This is a genomic window from Halobaculum rubrum (assembly GCF_019880225.1).
Taxonomy (GTDB): Archaea; Halobacteriota; Halobacteria; order Halobacteriales; family Haloferacaceae; genus Halobaculum; species Halobaculum rubrum.
In genome coordinates, this window is sequence record NZ_CP082284.1 from 2,243,188 (window position 1) to 2,262,781 (window position 19,594).

Annotated in this window: 20 protein-coding genes; 6 read left to right on the forward strand and 14 right to left on the reverse strand. The window is 69.7% G+C overall.

Annotated elements, in window-relative coordinates:
* Positions 1-48: 48 nt before the first annotated feature.
* Together K6T25_RS11575 and dph2 are read right to left on the reverse strand one after the other, a co-directional pair.
* Positions 49-648: a DUF8173 domain-containing protein gene (locus K6T25_RS11575; RefSeq protein WP_225917739.1), complete on the reverse strand. Its 600-nt coding sequence runs from the start codon at positions 646-648 to the stop codon at positions 49-51.
* 130 nt (positions 649-778) lie between these two features.
* A complete protein-coding gene (gene dph2, locus K6T25_RS11580) occupies positions 779-1,816 on the reverse strand; it encodes a diphthamide biosynthesis enzyme Dph2 (RefSeq protein ID WP_222914247.1) in 1,038 nt (345 codons plus the stop codon).
* A 111-nt stretch (positions 1,817-1,927) separates the two neighbouring features.
* Here dph2 and K6T25_RS11585 point away from each other — a divergent pair, with 111 nt between their 5' ends.
* Positions 1,928-2,929 carry a PhzF family phenazine biosynthesis protein gene (locus K6T25_RS11585; protein ID WP_222914249.1) on the forward strand — a complete coding sequence of 334 codons (1,002 nt, stop codon included), beginning with the start codon at positions 1,928-1,930 and terminating at the stop codon, positions 2,927-2,929.
* Between the two features lie 18 nt (positions 2,930-2,947).
* Here the strand turns inward: K6T25_RS11585 and K6T25_RS11590 are convergent, their stop codons facing one another.
* The 6 genes from K6T25_RS11590 to K6T25_RS11615 form a co-directional block, all read right to left on the reverse strand.
* Complete coding sequence (locus K6T25_RS11590; RefSeq protein ID WP_222914250.1) at positions 2,948-3,967, reverse strand: sodium:calcium antiporter; 1,020 nt, start codon at positions 3,965-3,967, stop codon at positions 2,948-2,950.
* A gap of 70 nt (positions 3,968-4,037) precedes the next feature.
* The gene (locus K6T25_RS11595) at positions 4,038-4,664 is read right to left on the reverse strand and encodes an RAD55 family ATPase (protein WP_222914252.1); all 627 of its coding nucleotides are present in this window, start codon (positions 4,662-4,664) and stop codon (positions 4,038-4,040) included.
* Between the two features lie 37 nt (positions 4,665-4,701).
* Positions 4,702-5,412 (reverse strand): MinD/ParA family ATP-binding protein, encoded by a 711-nt coding sequence (locus K6T25_RS11600; RefSeq protein ID WP_222914253.1) that lies wholly within the window; start codon positions 5,410-5,412, stop codon positions 4,702-4,704.
* 141 nt (positions 5,413-5,553) lie between these two features.
* Complete coding sequence (locus K6T25_RS11605; protein ID WP_222914255.1) at positions 5,554-5,955, reverse strand: YlbF/YmcA family competence regulator; 402 nt, start codon at positions 5,953-5,955, stop codon at positions 5,554-5,556.
* A gap of 109 nt (positions 5,956-6,064) precedes the next feature.
* A complete protein-coding gene (locus tag K6T25_RS11610; RefSeq protein ID WP_222914256.1) occupies positions 6,065-6,325 on the reverse strand; it encodes a DUF8049 family protein in 261 nt (86 codons plus the stop codon).
* Between the two features lie 119 nt (positions 6,326-6,444).
* On the reverse strand, positions 6,445-7,464 hold the full coding sequence (locus K6T25_RS11615; protein WP_222914257.1) for an FKBP-type peptidyl-prolyl cis-trans isomerase: 1,020 nt from the start codon (positions 7,462-7,464) through the stop codon (positions 6,445-6,447).
* Positions 7,465-7,613: 149 nt separating this feature from the next.
* Here K6T25_RS11615 and cyaB point away from each other — a divergent pair, with 149 nt between their 5' ends.
* Positions 7,614-8,249, forward strand: coding sequence for a class IV adenylate cyclase (cyaB, locus tag K6T25_RS11620; RefSeq protein WP_222914259.1), 636 nt, complete (start codon positions 7,614-7,616; stop codon positions 8,247-8,249).
* A 60-nt stretch (positions 8,250-8,309) separates the two neighbouring features.
* Complete coding sequence (locus K6T25_RS11625; protein WP_222914261.1) at positions 8,310-9,524, forward strand: methionine adenosyltransferase; 1,215 nt, start codon at positions 8,310-8,312, stop codon at positions 9,522-9,524.
* Between the two features lie 166 nt (positions 9,525-9,690).
* Here K6T25_RS11625 and K6T25_RS11630 read toward each other — a convergent pair whose 3' ends face one another.
* On the reverse strand, positions 9,691-10,062 hold the full coding sequence (locus K6T25_RS11630) for a TlpA family protein disulfide reductase (protein WP_222914262.1): 372 nt from the start codon (positions 10,060-10,062) through the stop codon (positions 9,691-9,693).
* Positions 10,063-10,215: 153 nt separating this feature from the next.
* Here K6T25_RS11630 and K6T25_RS11635 point away from each other — a divergent pair, with 153 nt between their 5' ends.
* Complete coding sequence (locus K6T25_RS11635) at positions 10,216-11,187, forward strand: PLP-dependent cysteine synthase family protein (protein ID WP_222914264.1); 972 nt, start codon at positions 10,216-10,218, stop codon at positions 11,185-11,187.
* 36 nt (positions 11,188-11,223) lie between these two features.
* Here K6T25_RS11635 and K6T25_RS11640 read toward each other — a convergent pair whose 3' ends face one another.
* Together K6T25_RS11640 and K6T25_RS11645 are read right to left on the reverse strand one after the other, a co-directional pair.
* A complete protein-coding gene (locus K6T25_RS11640) occupies positions 11,224-11,679 on the reverse strand; it encodes a DUF5804 family protein (RefSeq protein WP_222914266.1) in 456 nt (151 codons plus the stop codon).
* A gap of 105 nt (positions 11,680-11,784) precedes the next feature.
* On the reverse strand, positions 11,785-13,965 hold the full coding sequence (locus K6T25_RS11645) for a thioredoxin domain-containing protein (protein WP_222914267.1): 2,181 nt from the start codon (positions 13,963-13,965) through the stop codon (positions 11,785-11,787).
* A 144-nt stretch (positions 13,966-14,109) separates the two neighbouring features.
* Between K6T25_RS11645 and purD the strand changes: the two genes are divergently transcribed.
* The gene (purD, locus tag K6T25_RS11650; protein WP_222914269.1) at positions 14,110-15,396 is read left to right on the forward strand and encodes a phosphoribosylamine--glycine ligase; all 1,287 of its coding nucleotides are present in this window, start codon (positions 14,110-14,112) and stop codon (positions 15,394-15,396) included.
* A gap of 294 nt (positions 15,397-15,690) precedes the next feature.
* Complete coding sequence (locus K6T25_RS11655; protein WP_222918023.1) at positions 15,691-16,263, forward strand: acyltransferase; 573 nt, start codon at positions 15,691-15,693, stop codon at positions 16,261-16,263.
* 23 nt (positions 16,264-16,286) lie between these two features.
* Here the strand turns inward: K6T25_RS11655 and K6T25_RS11660 are convergent, their stop codons facing one another.
* The 3 genes from K6T25_RS11660 to K6T25_RS11670 form a co-directional block, all read right to left on the reverse strand.
* Positions 16,287-17,153: a mechanosensitive ion channel domain-containing protein gene (locus K6T25_RS11660; RefSeq protein ID WP_222914271.1), complete on the reverse strand. Its 867-nt coding sequence runs from the start codon at positions 17,151-17,153 to the stop codon at positions 16,287-16,289.
* A gap of 3 nt (positions 17,154-17,156) precedes the next feature.
* Entirely contained in the window at positions 17,157-17,969 is an 813-nt protein-coding gene (dacZ, locus tag K6T25_RS11665) for a diadenylate cyclase DacZ (RefSeq protein WP_222914272.1), read from the reverse strand.
* A 165-nt stretch (positions 17,970-18,134) separates the two neighbouring features.
* The gene (locus K6T25_RS11670; RefSeq protein ID WP_222914274.1) at positions 18,135-19,328 is read right to left on the reverse strand and encodes a GNAT family N-acetyltransferase; all 1,194 of its coding nucleotides are present in this window, start codon (positions 19,326-19,328) and stop codon (positions 18,135-18,137) included.
* Between the last annotated feature and the right edge of the window lie 266 nt (positions 19,329-19,594).

Sequence of the window (19,594 nt, forward strand, 5' to 3'; positions counted from 1 at the left end):
CACGATGGTTACGAACCGATGTCGTCTGTGTCGCCGGCGTCGACCCGTTCAACCGCGCCAGGACCGATAGAGGTCGTGGCCGACCATTCCGACGCCCGGGAGGGTGACGAGCCAGTTGATCAGGCCGCCGAGCACCGGGATCGCCGTCGCCAGCGCCAACACGAGCGCGCCGACCAGCACCGCCGTCCCATCAGGGTCACCCCCGTGTGTGAGGAAACTGCCGACGACGCCGACCATCACGGCCGAGCCGACGATCCCGACGCCCGCGAGGACGAGCGCTCCGGGGATGGCGATCACTAACCCGATGATCGTGATCGCCAAGATCCCCAGCGCGATCGGGACGCCGATCCCGACGATCAGGCCCCAGACGACCGTCTCGCCGGGATCGTCGCGGAACTCGTCGAGCTTTCGCGCGGCGTACTCCGGCCCGAACGCGACGAGCGCGCCGCCGAGGAGGAGGTTGATCACGAATCCGGCGCCGAAACTCACCGTGAGCCTGGTCCCGAAGTCGAGCGAGGACCGCGGGTCAGTTGCACCGGATTGTGCGGCCGCGACGCCGGCGGCGACCACAGCCAGCGCGACGGTCACGGCGACGGCGACGACGGCGCTGGCGGCGCTACTCGGGGAGGGCTTCGATGTGGAGGGCATCGTCGGGAGAGGTCTCGCTCGCGGTGAATAGTTTGCGGTGGGCGGTCGGCGATCGCTGTCGTGATCGCGCACCGGAACGGCACTCGGGACGGAACCGGTGACCGAAGGCGGACGGTCGACCCCGCCGCCCCTACCAGGTGCCGTGGAAGGTGTCGAACTCCAGGTCCTCCAGCGGCTCGTTGCCGACGGCGATCTCGTACTCGCCGGGCGTGAGCATCGGCTTGTGGAACTGCGGGCCGTCGTCGGTCGTGATCCGCGGGCAGCCGGTGTTGACGAACGCGTCGAAGTCGAAGTTGCGGAGGCGGTCCGGCGTCACCTCGTCCATCGTGAGCAGGTGGGCGTTGTCGTTCTCCTCGACGATCTCCTCGGCCTTCTCCCAGCGGCCCTGGCCGATCTTCGTGCAGAAGATGACGCCGAAGGTGTCGGCGTCCATCGCGCGATGGACGGCGCCGTAGCGCTGCTTCAGGAACTTCTCGGTGTCGGCGATCGTGACGACGTTGTTGACGGGGTCGCCGATGACGACCGTCTTGTCGGGGTGTTCCATCGCGAGGCCCAGCGGGTGGAACTTCCCGCCGCCGATGTACAGCACCTGATCGGCGTCGATGTCGGCGCTGGCGTAGTTGCAGCCGAGCACCTGCCCCTCGTGTGTGAGGCGGTCGTCGCCGCGGCGGGTGTGGACCTCGAAGCCGCGCTCCTCCAGCCAGTCGACCATGTCGCCGAAGAGGTTCATGTGCTGGGCGGTCGTGACGAGCCCAACGTCGGGGTCGTCCTCGGGGTCCTCCAGTTCCGCGAGCGACTCCTCCATGATCGGGTAGGGGTCGACGTTGGAGAACAGCGGGACGTAGATGATCTTGTCCGACTCCTTCATCGGCGAGTGGCCGAAGTGGACGAACACGTCACACCGGCGCATCAGGTAGGTGTCGAGGTCGCAGGCGCCGTAGCAGGGCTGGCCCGAGATGAGGTACGTCACGTCGTCGGTCAGCTCCCGGAGGTCGTCGGCGACCGCGGGCGCGCGGCGCTTCAGCCCCTCGGGGAACTGGAGGCCGACCTTGTCGGCGTCGCGCTCCTCGACCGCCTCGACGATGCGGTCGAGCTCGTAGTCCCACTCGCGGTCGTGTTTGAGCGACATCCCCGTCTTGGTGAGGTCGCCCTCGCTCCGCTGACTCATTGCACCTTGATAACTACCGAAGGCGGTTAAGCGACGCGCTCCGGCGGCTCCCACGCGAACGCCTCGCACGCCGTCGATACGCCCTTCAGGGTCCCCGACGCAGTCGTCGACATGACCGGTCACCGGTTCCACGTGGTGGACGTGTTCGCCCGCGACGGCGAGCGCTTCACCGGCAACCAACTCGCCGTGTTCCACGACACGGCGGACCTCCCCGAGGAGGAGTTGCTCGCGCTCACTCGCGAGAGCGAATTCTCGGAGTGCACGTTCGTCGAGGGGACGACCGAGGGCGGCTACGACGTCCGCATCTTCGACCCGGCCGAGGAGCTCCCGTTCGCCGGCCACCCGACGCTCGGAACCGCGGCGGTGCTGCGCGAGTTGGTCGACGGCGATCGCGACACTGACGCCGACGACGCGGCGGCCGCCCCCGCCGACGACGCCCCGACGGGCCGCGCCAGCGACGAACTGACGCTGAACCTCGGCGTCGGCCCGATCGACGTGTGGGTCGAACGCGTCGACGACGGGGGGTCCGATGGCGACGGCGCCGGCAGGGCCGACGGCGACGACGGCAGTCACGTTCGCGAGGAGTACTGGATGCGTCAGATCCCGCCGGAGTTCGGCGAGACGGTGCCCGCCGGGATCGCCGCCGACGTGCTCGGTCTCGACACCGCCGAGGTCGACGCCGAGCACCCGGTGCGGTCGGTGTCGACCGGGCTCCCGACGTTGGTGGTCCCGCTCGCGTCGGTCGACGCGGTCGAGCGCGCGGCCACGACCGAGCCCGCGTACGGCGAGTTCATCGACGAGTACGGCGGCCACAACGTCCTCGTCTTCGCCCGGGGCGGCGTCGACGGCGGCGACCTTCACGGCCGGGTGTTCGCCGACTGGGCGGGCGTTCCGGAGGACTCCGCGACCGGGTCGGCCGCCGGCTGTCTCGCCGGGTGGCTGCTCGAACACCGATACCTCGGCGACGGGCCGGTCGCCGCGACCGTCGAGCAGGGGTACGAGATGGGGCGCCCGTCGCGGCTTCGACTGCGAGCCGAGCGGGATTCGGACGGCGATCCGGCGGTCGAGGTCGGCGGCGCGGTCGTCCCGGTCGCGGCGGGCCGACTGCTGTAGCAAACGGTCCGTGCCGACTCAGATGCCCGGGACCAGCGCCGTCACGCCGAGCGTTTCCAGCACCATCCACCCGATGAAGACGCCGTACAGCCCGAGCAACGATATCGCTTCGGGACGGTCGAGTTCGAGGTCGGTCCGCGTGACGACGAGGAAGCCGATCGTCGCGACGGTGAGAAAGCCCATCATCGGGACCGCCGTGCCGAAGTCCAGCGCCACGGTGCCGCCCGGAACGAGCAGGACGCCGACGGGGACCGCCACGAGCAGGTCGAAGGTGTTGCTCCCGAGGACGTTCGCGAGGCTCGTCGGCCCGCGACCGGCCTCCGCCGCGCGTACCGACACGACCGTGTCCGGCAGGCTGGTCCCCGCGGCGACGACGGTGAGCCCCCAGACGGCCGAGGGGACGCCCAGCGCCGCCTCCAGCGAGAGCGCGGCCTGCACGAGCGCCTCGACGCCGACGACGATCGCGACGAGCGATCCGGCGAGGAACAGCCACTGGCGGGCGGCGTTCACGTCGTCGACCTCGGGGGCGTCGAAATCGGACACGTCCTGCGACTGGATGAAGAGGTACACCGCGTACAGCCCGAGCGGGATGAGGGCGAGCGGCCGCGTGAGCGTCGACGTGAGTCCATTGGCGACAGGCTGTGGGGCGTAGATCACGCCCAGCGAGAACGTGAGCAGCAGCACCGCGACCGCGAGCATGTAGAACTGGGTCTCCTTGTACACCACGTCGCGGTCCGCCCGCAACCCCCGACCGCGGAGGGCGCTCCAGCCGGGGATGACGAGGATGTTGAACACGGCCGAGCCGACGATGGCGCCGACGCCGAGGTCGAAGTCGCCGTGCAACAGCACCGACACCACGACGCTCGTCAGCTCCGGAAACGACGAGCCGACGGCGGCGATGACGGCGCCCTGTACGACGGCGGGGAGCCCGTAGTGGGCGCCGAGGCGTTCGCTCGCGGACTCCAGCCGGCCGCCGGCGACCCAGACGACGGCAGTCCCGACGAGCGCGAGCCCGATCGCGGGGAACAACGAGACCATACCCGAGAGCGGGGGCGTCGGCTCAAAAACACACCCGAAACGAGACGACGCTGCGAGTGAGACGCGACGACTACGCGATATCGCGGGACGTGTCGATGGCGACACGCTCCTCGAGATTCAGCTTCACCGTCTCGTCGAGCGCGCGGCCGCCGCGGAACTTCGGAACGGCGAGCTTGTTGACCACGTCCGAGCCGCGCACCTGGGTGTCGAGGTCCCACACCACGTCGGCGACGTGCTCGGTCATCGCGCGGTTGCGCGGCTCGTCGTCCTGCTTCATCGCGTGGAGGAACGCGACGCTTTCGGTGTTGACCATCGCCGTCTGCAGTTCGGTGAGGAAGCGCCGGTACCGCGAGCGGTCGGCCCGCTCCAGCGGGTCGGCGACGTCGACGATGAGGTTCGCGTTCTCGGGGAGCGCGCTGACGAGCCGATTGGCCGCGTCGAGCGGCGCGTCGCCCCCGATGTCGCGAACGGTCGGGGTGCCGACCCGCGACTTCGTCCGTTCGAGCGCGTCCTCGACGGCCTGGTCCGAGCGCAGCGTCGTGAGGTACAGCGTTCCGCGCGCGTCCGTGAGCTCGTACAGCAGCAGCTCCGACTGGCTCGCCGGCGACGCCGAGAACAGCACGATGCTCCCGGCCGGGATCCCGCCGTCGAGACGGCGATCGAGCACGTCGATCCCGGTCGGAAGTCGATCCGCCATGCGATCGGATGACGGTCCGGCGCGATATAACCGTTTCTCACGCTCGTGTCGGGCAGATTTCACCAGGACCCCACCCGGCCACCGTATCCGCACCGCGCGTGTACGCGTCGACGACCCGCTCGTCCCCGAGCACGGGGCCGGATCCGCCCGTGTTCCCCTTCTCCTCCCGCTCGTGCGGTGCCGATGCGCGGGGGACCCGTGCGACGATCGGACACCCAAGGAGATCGCCCACACCCGCAGGAACGGCGGCCGCTCTCGTCACGACGGCGCCAACGACCGGCGTGCCCAGCCGCCGGGCGACGGCGGCCGTCTTCGCGGCGTCGCGCAGGGCCGCCGCGCACGGCTCGGTCACGAGCAGCGCCCCGTCGGCGACGCGCAGCGGCGCGACCGCGTCCGGGGAGGCCCCAGCGGGGCAGTCGACGAGCACACGGGGCTCCTCCGGCGCGGATGCGGCAACCGCCCGGAGCGCTCCCCGGCGATCGCGGTCGCGACCGTCGGTCGGCGCCGGGAGGACCCGGACCGCCGGCGCGACGGCGTCGGCGACCGCGGCAGCCAGCGGCGAGTCGTCGTCGCCTCGGTCCGGATACGTGACCCGTCGATCCGCTGCGGCCACCGCGCCCAGATCCGGTAGATCCCAGTCGGCGTCGACCGCGATCGCCGGCGTCCCGGCCCTCCCGAACGCGCGAGCCAACCCGAGCGCGGTCGTCGTCTTTCCCGTGCCGCCCTTCCCGCCGGTGACCGCGAGCATGGGCCGACTGGGTCGGCATCCGGTTTCAACCCTCGCGACGCTGTCGCTGTTCGGGAACCGAGCGAACGGACGAACGGGAACACGGACACGGCCGGCAACCACCGGTCCGGCGCCGGCGGTGCGGTCGTGGCGATCCGGGAGTCAGTCGTGACAGCAGCCGCCGGCCTCGCCGCCGAAGTCGACGGCGAGCGGGTCGGAGATCGCCTCGTTCAGCGTTTCGAGGCGGTCCCGTAGCTCGTCTTGCGCCTCGACGTACTCCTGCATCACCGACAGCGAGTGCAGATCCTGTTGGGCGGCCTGTACCTTCTCCATCGTCTCCTGATCGGCCTGTCCGGCCTGCTTGGCCATCGCGAACTCCTGACGGAGCTGTTCGAACTCGGAGATGCGCCGTTGGGCCTCCTCGTCGTTCTGCACGGCCGCCTTCGCCTCCTCGAACCGGCGGTACGTGGAGGAGTCGGCGATCGCGGCGCCGAGCTCCGTCGCCAGCGCCTCGACGGCGTCGTCTGTCGCGGGCGCCTCCGGCGCGTCGGTCTCGATGCTCATAGCTCGGCTTGGGTTCGATCGCTGTTAAGCCCCGCGGCTGGGGAACTGCGGGAGCGAGCAGTCGCTCACGGAGTACACGGGATCGATACGTCGCCGGCGGACGGCCGTCTCACGTCGCGATCGCGTAGCCGGCGGCGGCGACGGTGACGACGACCACCAGCACGGTCCAGTTGCGCGGGGTGTCGAACGAGCCGTAGGGGCCGCCCTTTCTGGTGAACAGGTACGCGAAGTAGACGACCACCGGGGCGAGCCGAGCCGGCGTCGACACCGACACGCCCGCGAGAAGATCGAGACCGAGCGTCAGTGCGAGCGCACCCAGCGCGGCCGCCGCGGCGACGGCGAGGTCCTCGCGCGCGTCGGAGAGATCCATCTATCGGGTGATGGACGAACCGCAAGTAATCGGTGTCGATTCGGAACCGGCACACCGGCGCACAGCCGCCCGCACCCGTGCGACGAGTCGGGTGCGGTCGCTCGCAGGGCGCGAGCGCGTTATTCGTCGGCGTCCTCGAGCTCGTCGACGAGCTCGTCGGCGTCGACGTCGACGTCGTCCATGTCCACGTCGTCGAGGGCCTCCTCGATGTCTTCGCCGCCCATTCCGCCGCCGCCCATGCCGCCCATCATGCCGCCCATACCGCCCATCATGCCGCCGGAGCCGTCGATGACCTCCTCGACGACGACGCGGTCGAGGTCGAGACGGCCCATGATGTCCTGTGCGATCTGCTGTTTCGAGAACATCCACTGCTGGTTCATCTGCATCATCGGCGTCGCCTCGATGTACAGCGTACGCCTGTCGACCTCCCGTAGCTCGGTCTCGCGATCGACCTCGCCCGTCTCCTCGTCCTCGTGGGCCTCGACGGTGACCTCCTCCTCGACGGTCTCCTCCTCGATGCGGACCTCGGGGGTCTCCTGGAGGTACATGCCGATGAGGCCGGCGGCCTTCTCCTCGTCGTCGTCGACGAGCTCGAGGATCTCGTAGTCGTACTCGAGGTCGTCGCCGGCCAGCGGGTGGTTGAAGTCGACGCGCGAGCGCCCGCCGATGACCGTCTCGACGTAGCCCTGCTCGCCGTCGATGGTGACCTGGGCGCCGGGGTAGCGGTCGTCCTCCGGGATCTTCTCGGCGCTCACGGTGCGCACGTCGTCGGGGTCGAACTCGCCGAACCCGTCCTCGGCGGGCACGGTGACGACGTTCGAGTCGCCGACGGCCTTGCCTACGAGGTCCTCGTCGACGGCGTCGAACACGTGCCCCTCGCCGACGACGATGATGCGCGGGGAGAAGTCGTGCTCGTCGTCGTCGATGCCGGCCTCCTCGGCGACGTCCTTGCGTGTCGTGTCGACGACGCGGCCCTCGTCCTCCTCCTCGCCGGGAACGGTGCGGACGGTGTAATCCAGCCGGAGGAAGTCCCCGTTCTGGATACCCTCGTCGGACTCCTCGGTGTCGACTGCGTCCTCGCTCGCCTCATCGCCGGCGTCGGCGGCGTCAGCCGCCTCGGCCTGCTCTTCTTCGCTCATGTGCGCATCGTCGCTCGTGCGCTTCTTAACAGTCACGTTTCGGCCGGACGGGCGAACTCCACGAGGACGGCGGTATCGGGCGGCGACCCGCCGGAGGGCGTCTCCGCGGACACGCCATCCTTTTGCTCGGCCGTCCCCACCCCGGTCGCATGTACGAGGTGGAGGTGAAAGTCCCCGCCGACCACGACGGCATCCGCGCCCGACTCGCGGACATCGACGCGACCCGCGTCCGGCGCGTTCGACAGGTGGACACCTACTACGACGCGCCGCATCGCGACTTCGCCGAAACGGACGAGGCGCTCCGGATCCGGCGCGAAACCGTCGCCGGGGACACGAACGCAGCCGGCAACGACGAACCGGGAGCCGCCGCGGACGGGGATGGAGATGGGGACGGCGACGGGGACACCGAGACGAAGATCACCTACAAGGGTCCGCTCGTCGAGGCCGAGTCGAAGACGCGCGAGGAGTTCGAGACGGCCGTCGTCGACGGCGACGCCGCCGAAGGTCTCTTCGGGGGGCTCGGCTTCTCGCCCGCGGCGACCGTCGAGAAGGACCGTGAGTCCTTCTCGGTCGACGGCTACACCGTCACGCTCGACGACGTGGCCCGCGTCGGCGAGTTCGTCGAAGTGGAGCGCGAGGCGACGGAGGCGGAGATCGAGTCGGCTCGCGAGGGCGCGTACGCGGCCCTCCGTAAGCTGGGGCTCGATCCCGACGATCAGATCCGAACTTCGTACCTCGGGCTCCTGCTTCAGTCGCAAGACCTGCCGAACAATTCCTCAGAGTAATCGACTGGTTCGGAACTCTTTCCGCAAGTTATACTGCGACCGAATTCCTCCCACCGACTAATGAGGAACATTCAGGTCTCCGAACTCGACCGGCGGGCAGTTGAGGACCACGAGGTAGAGATCGTCGAGCGGAAGGGGATCGGCCATCCCGATTCGATCTCCGACGGCATCGCGGAGGCAGTCTCGCGTGGCCTCTCTCAGTTGTACTTGGACCGCGTCGGCAAGGTGCTCCACTACAACACCGACGAGACCCAGTTGGTCGCCGGCACCGCGGCACCCTCCTACGGCGGCGGCGAGGTGATCGACCCGATCTACGTGCTCATCGTCGGCCGCGCGACGAAGGAGTACGAGACCGACGACGGGCGGGAGCTGACGCTGCCCGTCGGCCGCGTCGCGCTGGAATCCGCCCGGGAGTACCTCCGCGAGCACATCCCGGAGCTGGAGGTCGGCACCGACGTCATCGTCGACGTGAAGCTCGGTGAGGGGTCGGGCGACCTCCAGGACGTCTTCGGCGAGGACGGCGCGCAGGTGCCGATGGCGAACGACACCTCCTTCGGCGTCGGCCACGCGCCGCTGACCGAGACCGAGCGGATCGTCCGCGAGGCGGAGCGCGCGCTCAACGGGCCGTACCACGACGAACACCCCGAGATCGGCCCCGACGTGAAGATCATGGGCAAGCGCGAGGGCGATCACATCGACATCACGGTCGCGGCGGCGATGGTCGACACGTACATCGACGGCATCGACGACTACCGCGAGGCGACCGAGCGCGTCGAGGCGTACGTTACGGATCTCGCCGAGAGCTACACCGACCGCGAGGTGAGCGTCGCCGTCAACACCGCCGACGACCTGGAGGCGGGGTCGATCTACCTGACGACGACCGGCACCTCCGCCGAGCAGGGCGACGACGGCTCCGTCGGCCGCGGCAACCGCGCGAACGGGCTCATCACGCCGAACCGGCCGATGAGCATGGAGGCGACCTCCGGCAAGAACCCCGTCAACCACATCGGGAAGATATACAACCTCCTCTCGACGGAGATCGCGGAGGCCGTCGTCGAGGAGGTCGACGGCATCCGCGACCTGCAGGTCCGTCTGCTCTCGCAGATCGGCCGCCCGATCGACGAGCCCCACGTCGCCGACGCGCAGGTCGTCACCGCGGAGGGCGTCGCCGTCGCGGACATCGAGGAGGAGGCGACCGCGATCATCGACGAGCGACTCGCCGACGTCACCGACGTGACCCGCCGCGTCATCGAGGGCGAACTCTCGACGTTCTGAGAAGCGCGGTCGCTCGACATCTGTCGGTAGCGTACACCCGGCGACGGCCGTCGCGCGCGGCGGCGTCGCCGGGAGTTTCGCTGCCCGCCGCGCGGTCGTCGTCAGACCACGCGGTGGCTGGCTCCCGTCTCTGATAAGAACCTTCGTGACGGTCGCAAGCTAGCGCTCAGCCGTCCGCGAGTTCGCGCGCGAGGGAGGTGGCGATGTCAGTGTCGGCGGACTCGACGAACCTGGCCACCTCGACCCCGCTGCCGTCGAACACGATCACCGTCGGGATGTACTCGACGCCGTGCTCGTCCATCCCCGGTCCCCGCTTCTCGCCGTCGACGTTCTCGACCGGGAACTGCTCGATCCGGTCGGCGGGGACGCCCGCGGCGTCGAGCGCGGCCGCGAACCCCGGGAGCTGCCGCGTGCAGTCGGGACACCAGTCGCCGCCCCACACCTTGTACGTCAGTCCCTCGGCGCCGAGCGCCGCGGCCACGTCCGGGTCGATGTCGGTGGCTGTGTCGAACTCCATCGTCGAAAGCGTTGTGCTCATGTGCGTCGATGGGTCGTACGCCGGGTTAAGCGCGACGCCGCCGGCAGGTCGAGCGTGGAGCCGCCGGGCTCGGCCGTGCGCTCGTGCGCGGCGACCGCCAGATGGCTTGCCGCCGACTCGGGAGCATTTACGCGTCACGCCGGTACCGCGGGTATGGACGATTCGGTAGTCGACACCATCGGCTCGCCGCTGGTCGAGGTCGATTCGCCGCCCGGCGCGACCGTGGCGGCGAAGCTGGAGTCGCGAAACCCGGGCGGATCCGCGAAGGACCGCCCGGCGATGCGGATGATCGAGCGCGCCGAGGACGACGGAACGCTGGAGCCGGACGACACGCTCGTGGAGCCGACCTCCGGCAATACCGGCATCGGTATCGCGATGGTCGGGGCCGCGAAGGGGTACGACGTGACCGTCGTGATGCCGGCCTCGAAAAGTGAGGAACGACGGCAGATCATGGCCGCCTACGGCGCCGACCTGGAGCTCGTCGACGGCGACATCGACGCCGCGAAGGCGCGCGCCGACGAGCTGGAGGCCGAGGGGATGGTCCAGCTCCGGCAGTTCGAGAACGGCGCGAACCCGGCGGCGCACTACGAGACCACCGGCGTCGAGATCCTCGACCAGCTCGACGGGCGCGAGCCGGACGCGCTGGTCGCCGGCGTCGGCACCGGCGGAACGATCTCCGGTATCGGACGCCGCCTGCGCGAGGCATTCCCCGGGATGGACGTGGTCGCCGTCGAACCCGAGGACTCGGCGGTGCTGTCGGGCGAAGAGCCGGAGTCGGACTCGTTCCAGGGGATGGGTCCGGGGTTCGTCAGTCCCAACCTCGACACGGATCTGCTCGACGGCGTCCTCACCGTCGGACTCGACGAAGCGGAGGCCGAGTGTCGGCGCCTCGCCCGCGAGGAGGGGATCCTCGTCGGGCAGTCCTCGGGCGGTTCGAACGTCCGCGCTCGCGACGTTGCCGAGGCGTTCGCCGCCGGCGAGGACCCCGGCTACCGCGACGTGGCGGTCGACGGCTGGGAGCCGCGCTCGGACGACCGCGTCGGCGTCGCCGGCGACGACCCGCTGGTGCTCACCGTGTTCTGGGACTCCGGCGAGCGCTACATGTCCACCGGGCTGTACGACTGAGGACGACGGCGGATCGCCCCTCGTCGGTGGACCGGCTCAGTCGTCGAACTCCTCGCGCGTGACCCGGACGCCGACAGTCTCGTCCACGTCGCGGAGGTCGTACTCCGGGAGCTCGGCGTCGTCGCTGCGCGCGAGGTACATCGGCTCGACGAGCCGGCCGTCCGCCAGCCCGTACAGCTTCAGGAACCGGTCGGTCTCCTCGCGCCGGACGGCGTCGTTGCGGACGGCCGTCGCCAGTCTCCGGGAGAGCCACTCGTCGCGAGTGATCGACGGCTCCCGGATCAACACCTCGTCGACGAAGCGGACGAGATACCAGTTGAGGTCGTTGCACAGCGACACCGCGGCGCCGAGGCTGACGGTGTCGAGCGCGATCGAGTTCTCGAACGGGGACCGGAGGTCGTACGTCGCGAGCGCCTCGCGGGCCGTCTCGCGTGAGAGCAACTCGTAGCGCAGGTCGGTCTCGGGCTCGCCGACGAGACAGACCGTGGTCATACCTCCGGGTCGCCGCCGCCGGGCAAAGCGGTTACGCTCCGCGGACGGTGCCCGCCTCGGCATGGGGGCCCAACGCTATCTGTGCCATCGGCGACCGCCGGGGCGTCACTCCTCGGCGGCCCACTCCAGCGCCGCGCGGAGGTCGCGGTTCGGCGGCGAGCAGGTGAAGTCGCGGCACGCGTACGCCGTCGGCGCTCCGTCGCGCGCGCCGCGGTCGCGCCAGATCGGCGGTACGTCCTCGAGCCCGAGGTCGTCGACCCAGTCGGCGACGCCCTCCGGAGTCGGCGGACGCGGGGCGATCACGACGCCCGGGAGGTAGCGACTCGCGAGCGTGTCGCGCCACTCGGCGGGCATCTCGTCGCACGCGAGCGTGAGTTCGAAGGGGCCGCTTCGGTCGCGGGCGGCCGCCAGCGCCAGCGTGACGTGCTCCAACGGCGAGGTCGTCACGTCGTCAGCGTGGGTCGCCAGCGCGTCGCGGGCGACGGCGGCGAAGTCCTCGTCGGGCGCGAACAGGTCGAGATCGAGCAGGAGTCGCGTCGCCACGCCGAGGCTGGAGGGCGTCGAGGCGTCGGTCGGTTCCTGTGGGCGGACGACCAGATCCTCGCCGTCGTTCGGCGTCGAGTAGATCGTCGCGTCGTCGGCGTCGTAGAACGCGTCGACGACGGTCCGGCCGAGATCCAGGGCGAACCCGAGGTGGTCCACGTCGCCGGTGACGCCGTACAGGTCGAGGGCGGCCCGCCCGAGGTACGCGTAGTCCTCGAGGTAGCCGTTCCCCTTCACCTCGCCCTCGCCGACCGCGTCGCCCTCGCGTTCGATGTAGCGTCGACTGAGGCGGTCGCCGTTCCAGAGGTGGTCGCGGACGAACCCGAGCGCGTCGGCGCCGCGGGCCGCCAGCTGCGGGTCGAGCGTGTGTCCGGCGGCGGCGAACGCCGAGATCGCGAGCCCGTTCCACCCCGCGAGCACCTTCTCGTCGCGCGGCGGCCGCTCGCGGGTCGACTCGCGGTGGTCGAACAGCGCCGTCCGCGCGCGCATCAGCCGCTCGCGAACCGTCTCGACCGGGAGATCGTGCGTCTCCGCGAGGTCGTCGACGGCGGTCGCACGGGTGAGCACGGTCGTCCCGCCCTCGAAGTTACCGCCCGACTCGACGCCGAACCGATCGCACACCAACTCCGCGTCGTCGGCCTCGAACTCGTGATCGGCGGCCGCGAGCGCCTCGGAGACCGATTCCGGCGTCCAGACGTAGAACTCCCCTTCGCCCTCGCCTGAGTCGGCGTCGAGGGTGCCGTAGAACCCGCCGTTCGGGTGCGACAGCTCCCGGTCGAGGAACGCGAGCGTCTCCCGGGCGACGGTCGCGTACTTCGGCCGGCCGAGCAGGCGGTGGGCCTCGAGGGAGACGCGCGCCAACTCGGCGTTGTCGTACAGCATCTTCTCGAAGTGGGGGACGACCCACTCGCGGTCGGTGCAGTAGCGGTGGAACCCGCCGCCGACCTGGTCGTACAGGCCGCCGTCGACCATCGCGTCGAGCGTCTCGACGGCGACGTTCAACGGTTCCTCACGGCCGCTGCGCGCGGACGCCTGCATGAGGAGATCGAGGCGACCCGTCTGTGGGAACTTCGGCCCCTGTCGACCGAAGCCGCCGTGCTCGCGGTCGGCGCTGCGAAGCGCGGCCGTGACGGCGTCCGAGAGCACGTCCGCGTCCGGAGGGCCGCTGTCGGGCTCCTCCGCCGTGTCGGGAGCGTCCGCGTCGCCGGCGCCGGTCGATTCCAACTCGTCGCGGGCGGCGGCCGTCCACTGCTCGGCGCGGGCCTCCATGTCCGCGCGCTGGTCGGGGTCGTTCCACGAGTTCGCGATGTTGCGACACACCTCCAGGAACCCTGGCATCCCCTGGCGGCCGTCCCGCGGGAAGTACGTCCCGACGTAGAACGGCTTCCCCTCCGGCGTGAGCCACACCGAGAGCGGCCAGCCGCCGCGTCCGTTGACGAGTTGGTTCACGGCCTGGTACACCCGATCCAGGTCGGGCCGCTCCTCGCGGTCGACTTTCACGGGCACGAACGCGTCGTTGAGGACCTCGGCGACGGCGTCGTCCTCGAACGACTCCTCCTCCATGACGTGACACCAGTGGCACGCCGAGTAGCCCACCGACAGGAAGAGGGGTACGTCGCGCTCGCGGGCCGCCGCGAGCGCGTCGTCGTCCCACGGCTGCCAGTGGACCGGGTTGTCCGCGTGTTGGCGCAGATACGGGCTGGCCTCCTCCTCCAGCCGGTTCCGCGCCGTCGGATCGCTCATTGTCGGTGGGTCGGCGGCGGGACGGATAAGCGGGGCGGCCGCGGGTCCTCACTCCCGTGTTCGGCGGTCTATGATGCACGAACGTGGTTACTGGGTGTCGTTCAGAGAGTAAGGCTTACACGCCCGTGCAGTATCGCATCGAGCATGTCCGAGACAGTGCTCCTCGTCGGGGGCGGCGGACGCGAACACGCCATCGCCCGTGCGGTCGCTGAGGACGCCTCGCTGTACGCCTGCGCGAGCAACCGGAACCCCGGGATCGCGTCGCTCGCCGACGGCTTCGAACAGATCGGCGAACGGGACGCCGACGCCGTCGTCGATTACGCCCAGCAGATCGACGCGGATCTCGCGGTCATCGGCCCCGAGTCGGCCCTGGAGGCGGGCGTCGCCGACGCCCTCGACGACGCGGGCGTGTACACCTTCGGTCCGCGCGCCGAGGAGGCGCGCATCGAGACCGACAAAGCGTTCCAACGGCGATTCATGGACGAACACGACGTTCCGGGAACCCCGGACTTCGAGACGTTCGACTCCGCCGAGGCCGCCGCGGAGTACGTCGAGGCGTACGACGGCGACGTGGCTGTCAAGCCCGTGGGGCTCACCGGCGGAAAGGGCGTCCGGGTGACGGGCGACCAACTGACGAAGGAGGCGGCCGTCGACTACGTCCTCGACGCCGAGTGGGACGAGTGGGTGATCGAGGAGCGCCTCCTCGGCGAGGAGTTCACCGTGCAGGCGTTCGTCGCGAACGGGGAGGTCCGCACCACGCCCGCGATCCAGGACCACAAGCGCGCCTACGAGGGCGACGAGGGACCCAACACCGGCGGGATGGGCAGCTACTCCGACACGGATCCGACGCTCCCGTTCATGACCGACGCGGACTACGAGGCGGCCGTCGAGGTCATCGAGGCCGTCGTCGACGCGCTCCCCGAGTACAAGGGCGTGCTGTACGGCCAGTTCATGCTCGGCGCCGACGGCCCGAAGGTCGTGGAGTTCAACGCCCGCTTCGGCGATCCCGAGGCGATGAACACGCTCCCCGTTCTCGAGACCCCGTTCGTCGACGTGCTGACGGCCGCCCGCGACGGCGAGTCGCTTCCGGACCTCGAGTTCTCCGGCGAGGCGACCGTCTGCAAGTACGCGGTGCCGGCGGGCTACCCGGTCGATCCGGACGCCGGCGCACGGATCGAGGTCGACGAGTCGAGCGTCGGCGACGCGCTGTTGTTCTACGCCAGCGTCGACCAGCGAGAGGACGGCCTGTTCACGACCACGTCGCGCTCGTTCGCGGTCGTCGGCCTCGGCGACTCCATCGCGGCGGCGGAGGCGGACGCCGAGGACGCGCTGTCGATGGTCGACGACGGGTTCCACGTGCGCCACGACATCGGCACCGCGGAGCTGGTGCAGTCACGGATCGATCACATGGCGCGGTTGCGCGGGGAGTGAGACGCGGTTCCCGCGCGTCGTCTCGGTCGCGTTGCCCGCGAGACGGACGCGTCGCTGACGGCTGGCTGCTTGCGAACACGTGACGCGGCCGGGACGGACTCGGACCGCGCGCGTCACGGTTTCGCGAGGCGGTCCGAGGCGTGAGTCACTGCACGGCGACGGTGGTCCCGTCATCCGTGAAGAACCCTCGTCCGACGGCAGGTCCGGCGCTCACCGGTCCGACCGGACGACCTCGAACGCACGAGATTGATTATCGCCGGTCTCGACGCTTCCACTGTGACCACCGACGAGGAGATCGACACCGACGCGGACGACCCCGGCGCCGTCGACGGCGGCACCGACGGCACCCCGGAACGCTACGATCGCGTGGAGCGCCATCCGACGCCGGGCGGACACAACTCCCTGCGCTACTGGACCGACGCCAAGTCACCGATCAGGGTCGGGCTCAACTACCTCGTCGTCTGGCTGATCCGGATCTCGCCGAGTCTCAGGCTGAAAAGTTGGCTCCTCCGTCTGTTGGGTGCTACGGTGGGGTCCGGCGTCTCGTGGGGGTTGGAGGCGACGCCGGACGTGTTCTGGCCCGAGCGGATCGAACTGGGCGACGACGTGATCGTCGGCTACGACTCGGTGTTGCTGTGCCACGAGTTTCTCCAGGACGAGTACCGCCTCGGCGACGTGGTCGTCGGCGACCGGGCCATGCTGGGCGCGAAGGTGACCGTGCTCCCCGGCGTCCACATCGGCGCCGACGCGCAGGTGGCGGCGAACTCCCTCGTCGCCGACGACGTGGCGCCGGGCGAGACCGTCGCCGGCGTGCCGGCGGAGCCGGTCGATCGGGAGACGGGCGACGACGAGAAGAACGAGAACTGAGGCGTCGCGAGTCGGCGTTCTCGTTATTCACGGATACGGACGACGCCCTCGGTGAACGCTTGTCGGTTCGGCACGACGTACTCCGCGTCCTCGCTTTCGACGTGCGTGACGAACACGTTTACCTCCTGGACGATGCCGTCGGTGTCGCCGATGCGGACGCGATCGCCGATGCTGTACGGCTGTTCGAGCAGGAGATAGAAGCCGGCGGCGCCGGACGCGAGCAGGTCCCGGAACGCGAGCCCGCCGAACAGGACGATCGCGAAGCCGTACGTGGCCAGGAGGACGACCAGCGCGGCGGTGTCGACGCCGATCTGTCCGAGCGCGACCAGCACCGCGATGAACACCACCGACCACTTGGCGATCGAGGGAACGATCCCGGCCTGCGGAACCTTCACCCCGCGCAGACGCTCGTCGATCAACAGTTCGACCTTGTCGCCGACGACGAGGCCGACGATGAGCACGAGAACGGCGAGAAACAGCGACGGCAGGAAGCCGGCGGTTCGGTTCCAGAAGGCGGTGATGTACTCCACCCGGGCGATCGTCAGCGCGACGATGAGACCGAGGATGAAGATGAAGTACCCCGAGAGGTTCGCGACGAGCGAGACGGTCGACGTCCCGAACCCCCGGGCGGTCCGCTCGAACGTCGTCCCCTCGATCGTCTCCGGGACGCCCGCGCCGACGAGTATTCGGCGGTTCACGCGAACGACGAGATAGCCGAGGAAGGCGGCGAGTACGATTACGCCGAGCGCCAGCCACAGACGCGCCGGAAGGCTCGTCAGTGCCGATCGAACCCTCCCGCCGCCGAACTGGAGCGGCGGCGGGGCCGGGACGGCACGTACCGCCGTCGACGGCACGGGCTCGACGGTCGCGATAGAACTCGCGTCGGTCATGCGTCAGTACTCCTCCGGGTCGAGTTCGAGGACGAGCTGCCCGCCCTTGAACGCACGGACGAGTCCGTCCGACTCCGAGAGCACGATGGCGATGGCGTTCGTGTCGCGCGTGATGGCGCCGCCGGCCATGTGGCGCGCGCCCAGTCCCTTCGGGATGTCGACGCCCTCCGCGCCCGGCTCGAGATAGCGGTACGCGGAGACGATCTTCCCCGAGTCGCTGATGACGAACGCGCCGTCGAGCCGGGAGAACTCCTTGAGCATCACGTTCACGATGGGATCGCCCACGTGAACGTGGCTCTTCTCGAAGGGGTTGTAGCTGAGCGGTCGGGACTTGTTCATCACCTTGCCCGCGTCGCCGACGACGAACAGCGCGCCGACGGGCTTGCCCTTCTGTCCCTTCTTCCCGAGTTCGATCGCCACGTCGAACACGTCGCGGACGACGTTCGGGTCCGCGCGGGAGTTGGCGAACAGGTCGTAGATCCCCGAGTGCATCGACTCGGTGACGGGGCTCCTGATGACGGCGTCGATCGGATCGCCGAACACGTTGATGGCGCACGCGACCACGTCGCCCTCCGCGCAGTAGCCGTGGTCCATCGCGCCCTCGACCCCGAAGCGGATCCGGTCGCGCACGTTGTCGAACTCCAGCGGGAGCTCCACGTAGCGCTCGGCGTCGTGGGCGTTTTCCTGAGCGACGACGACGGCTGACTCGCCGTCGACCTCGCGGTAGTCCTCGTACGTCGAGCCGGTCGGTGCAAAGAGGAACAGCCCGTCGACGTCCGCGACGAGGTCGGCGAGGACGTCGGCCGAAGTAGTCATTGGATGAATGTTTCGCGGCCCGTTGATATCGGTTTCGGCACCGTCATGCACTCGTCTTGCGTTCCCTCCGGATGTCGCGGCGACCACGATGCCGGCGGTACCTCGCCTGCACCGAGTCCGTCCCGACTTGCGGTATGAGAAGTCTCGCCGTTCGGCGAGGGGATATCACGCGATGTCCTGTCCGCCAAGCTGAACGGTCCAGCTCACGGGATCCGTGAGGTCAGCGCCCCCGAGTCGCCAGCGCTCGCCCCCACTCGGGCCGACCCGACCTCCGGTATCGGGCTCCGCGTCGACGGTGTCCTCGGTGTCGACGACCGTCGGCCGAGCGACCAACCGGGTCGGCGTCGAGACCATCGACAGCGGGAACCCGTTGTCCGACCTGAAGCTGTACCGCCGCAGCGCCGACCGCGGGAGCGACGCGCCGGCGCATTTCAGCACGTCCGCGTCGTCGGCGTCCGCGACGACGGCCGACAACAGCGCCTCGTAGCTCCCCGTCGGCGCCGACCCGTCGGCGGGTACCACATCGAGCACCGAGACCTTCCGTGCCCCGGCGGACTCGGACTCCCCGCGGCCGCCGTGGGCGACCGCGACGAGCGCGGCGACCGGCGTCCCGTGCTCGTCGTTGAAGACGTACGTCGTCGGGTCCCACCGCGGATTCGCGAGCCGCCAGCGGTACCAACGGGCGTCGCGACCGACATGGATCGACTCGGGAACACCGGACCGGTACAGGTCGACGAGCGTCGCCGTCGGCGTCGTCTCGTGCCGATCGGCGGTCCACCCCCCGGATGGGTCGGCGGTGCCGGTGCTCAGCGACGTGAGCCCGCGGACCACCGGTGCGGCGAGGTGTCCGAGTCCGGCCGCCGCCTTCCACTGTGGCTTCTCTGTCGACCGTGCGGCTGCGAGCCTGGAAAGGTCCTGCACCCGGTAGTACGTCGAAAGGGTACCGACGTCGCGCCAGTCGAACGACTGGAGCCCGGGGAGGATCGCCGCCGAGGGGAAGTTGTAGTAGTAGTCCGGCGGCCCGTCTTCGTACCGATCGAGCAGCCGTTCGGTCATCTCGGTAAACAGCCCGCGACGGCGGTGATCGGGGTGGACCATCCAGTCGGCCGGCTGGAAGGCCAGCGCCGACGCGTCGCCGGCGCGGAGGGGGACGGCGAGGCACGGTTCCGCCCCCACGAGTTCCCCGTCGGCCTCGGCGACGACCATGGGGACCTCCTCGACGTACGGGTTCGCGGCGAACCGCCAGGCGAACCACTCCTCGCCCTTCCGAGTTCCCCACACCGCCTCGTAGAGGTCGAGGAATGCGCCACGGTCCTCGGGACGGAACGGCCGAACCGTCGCTTGCCGCTGTGTGTGCATGGGTTGGACTCGTTCGGTACTCCCACGCCATGCTGATTTGTTATGAACGTGTTTCTCGGGGATCGATGCCCGTGTTCCCCTGGACCGATTCGTCCTTCTGACTCCGCACGTGGTGCTGTTAGCCCCGGTATGTGTCGGCTATCTCGGTCGGTGTGAGCGAGCGGTGACGCTCCTTTCCGTTCGTCTCCTGAGGCGCGAAAGAAGCGAGTGCCTCGCATCGCTCGCTTGTGCCCGCCCGCCCTGTTTTGAATCCGCTCGGGAAGCAT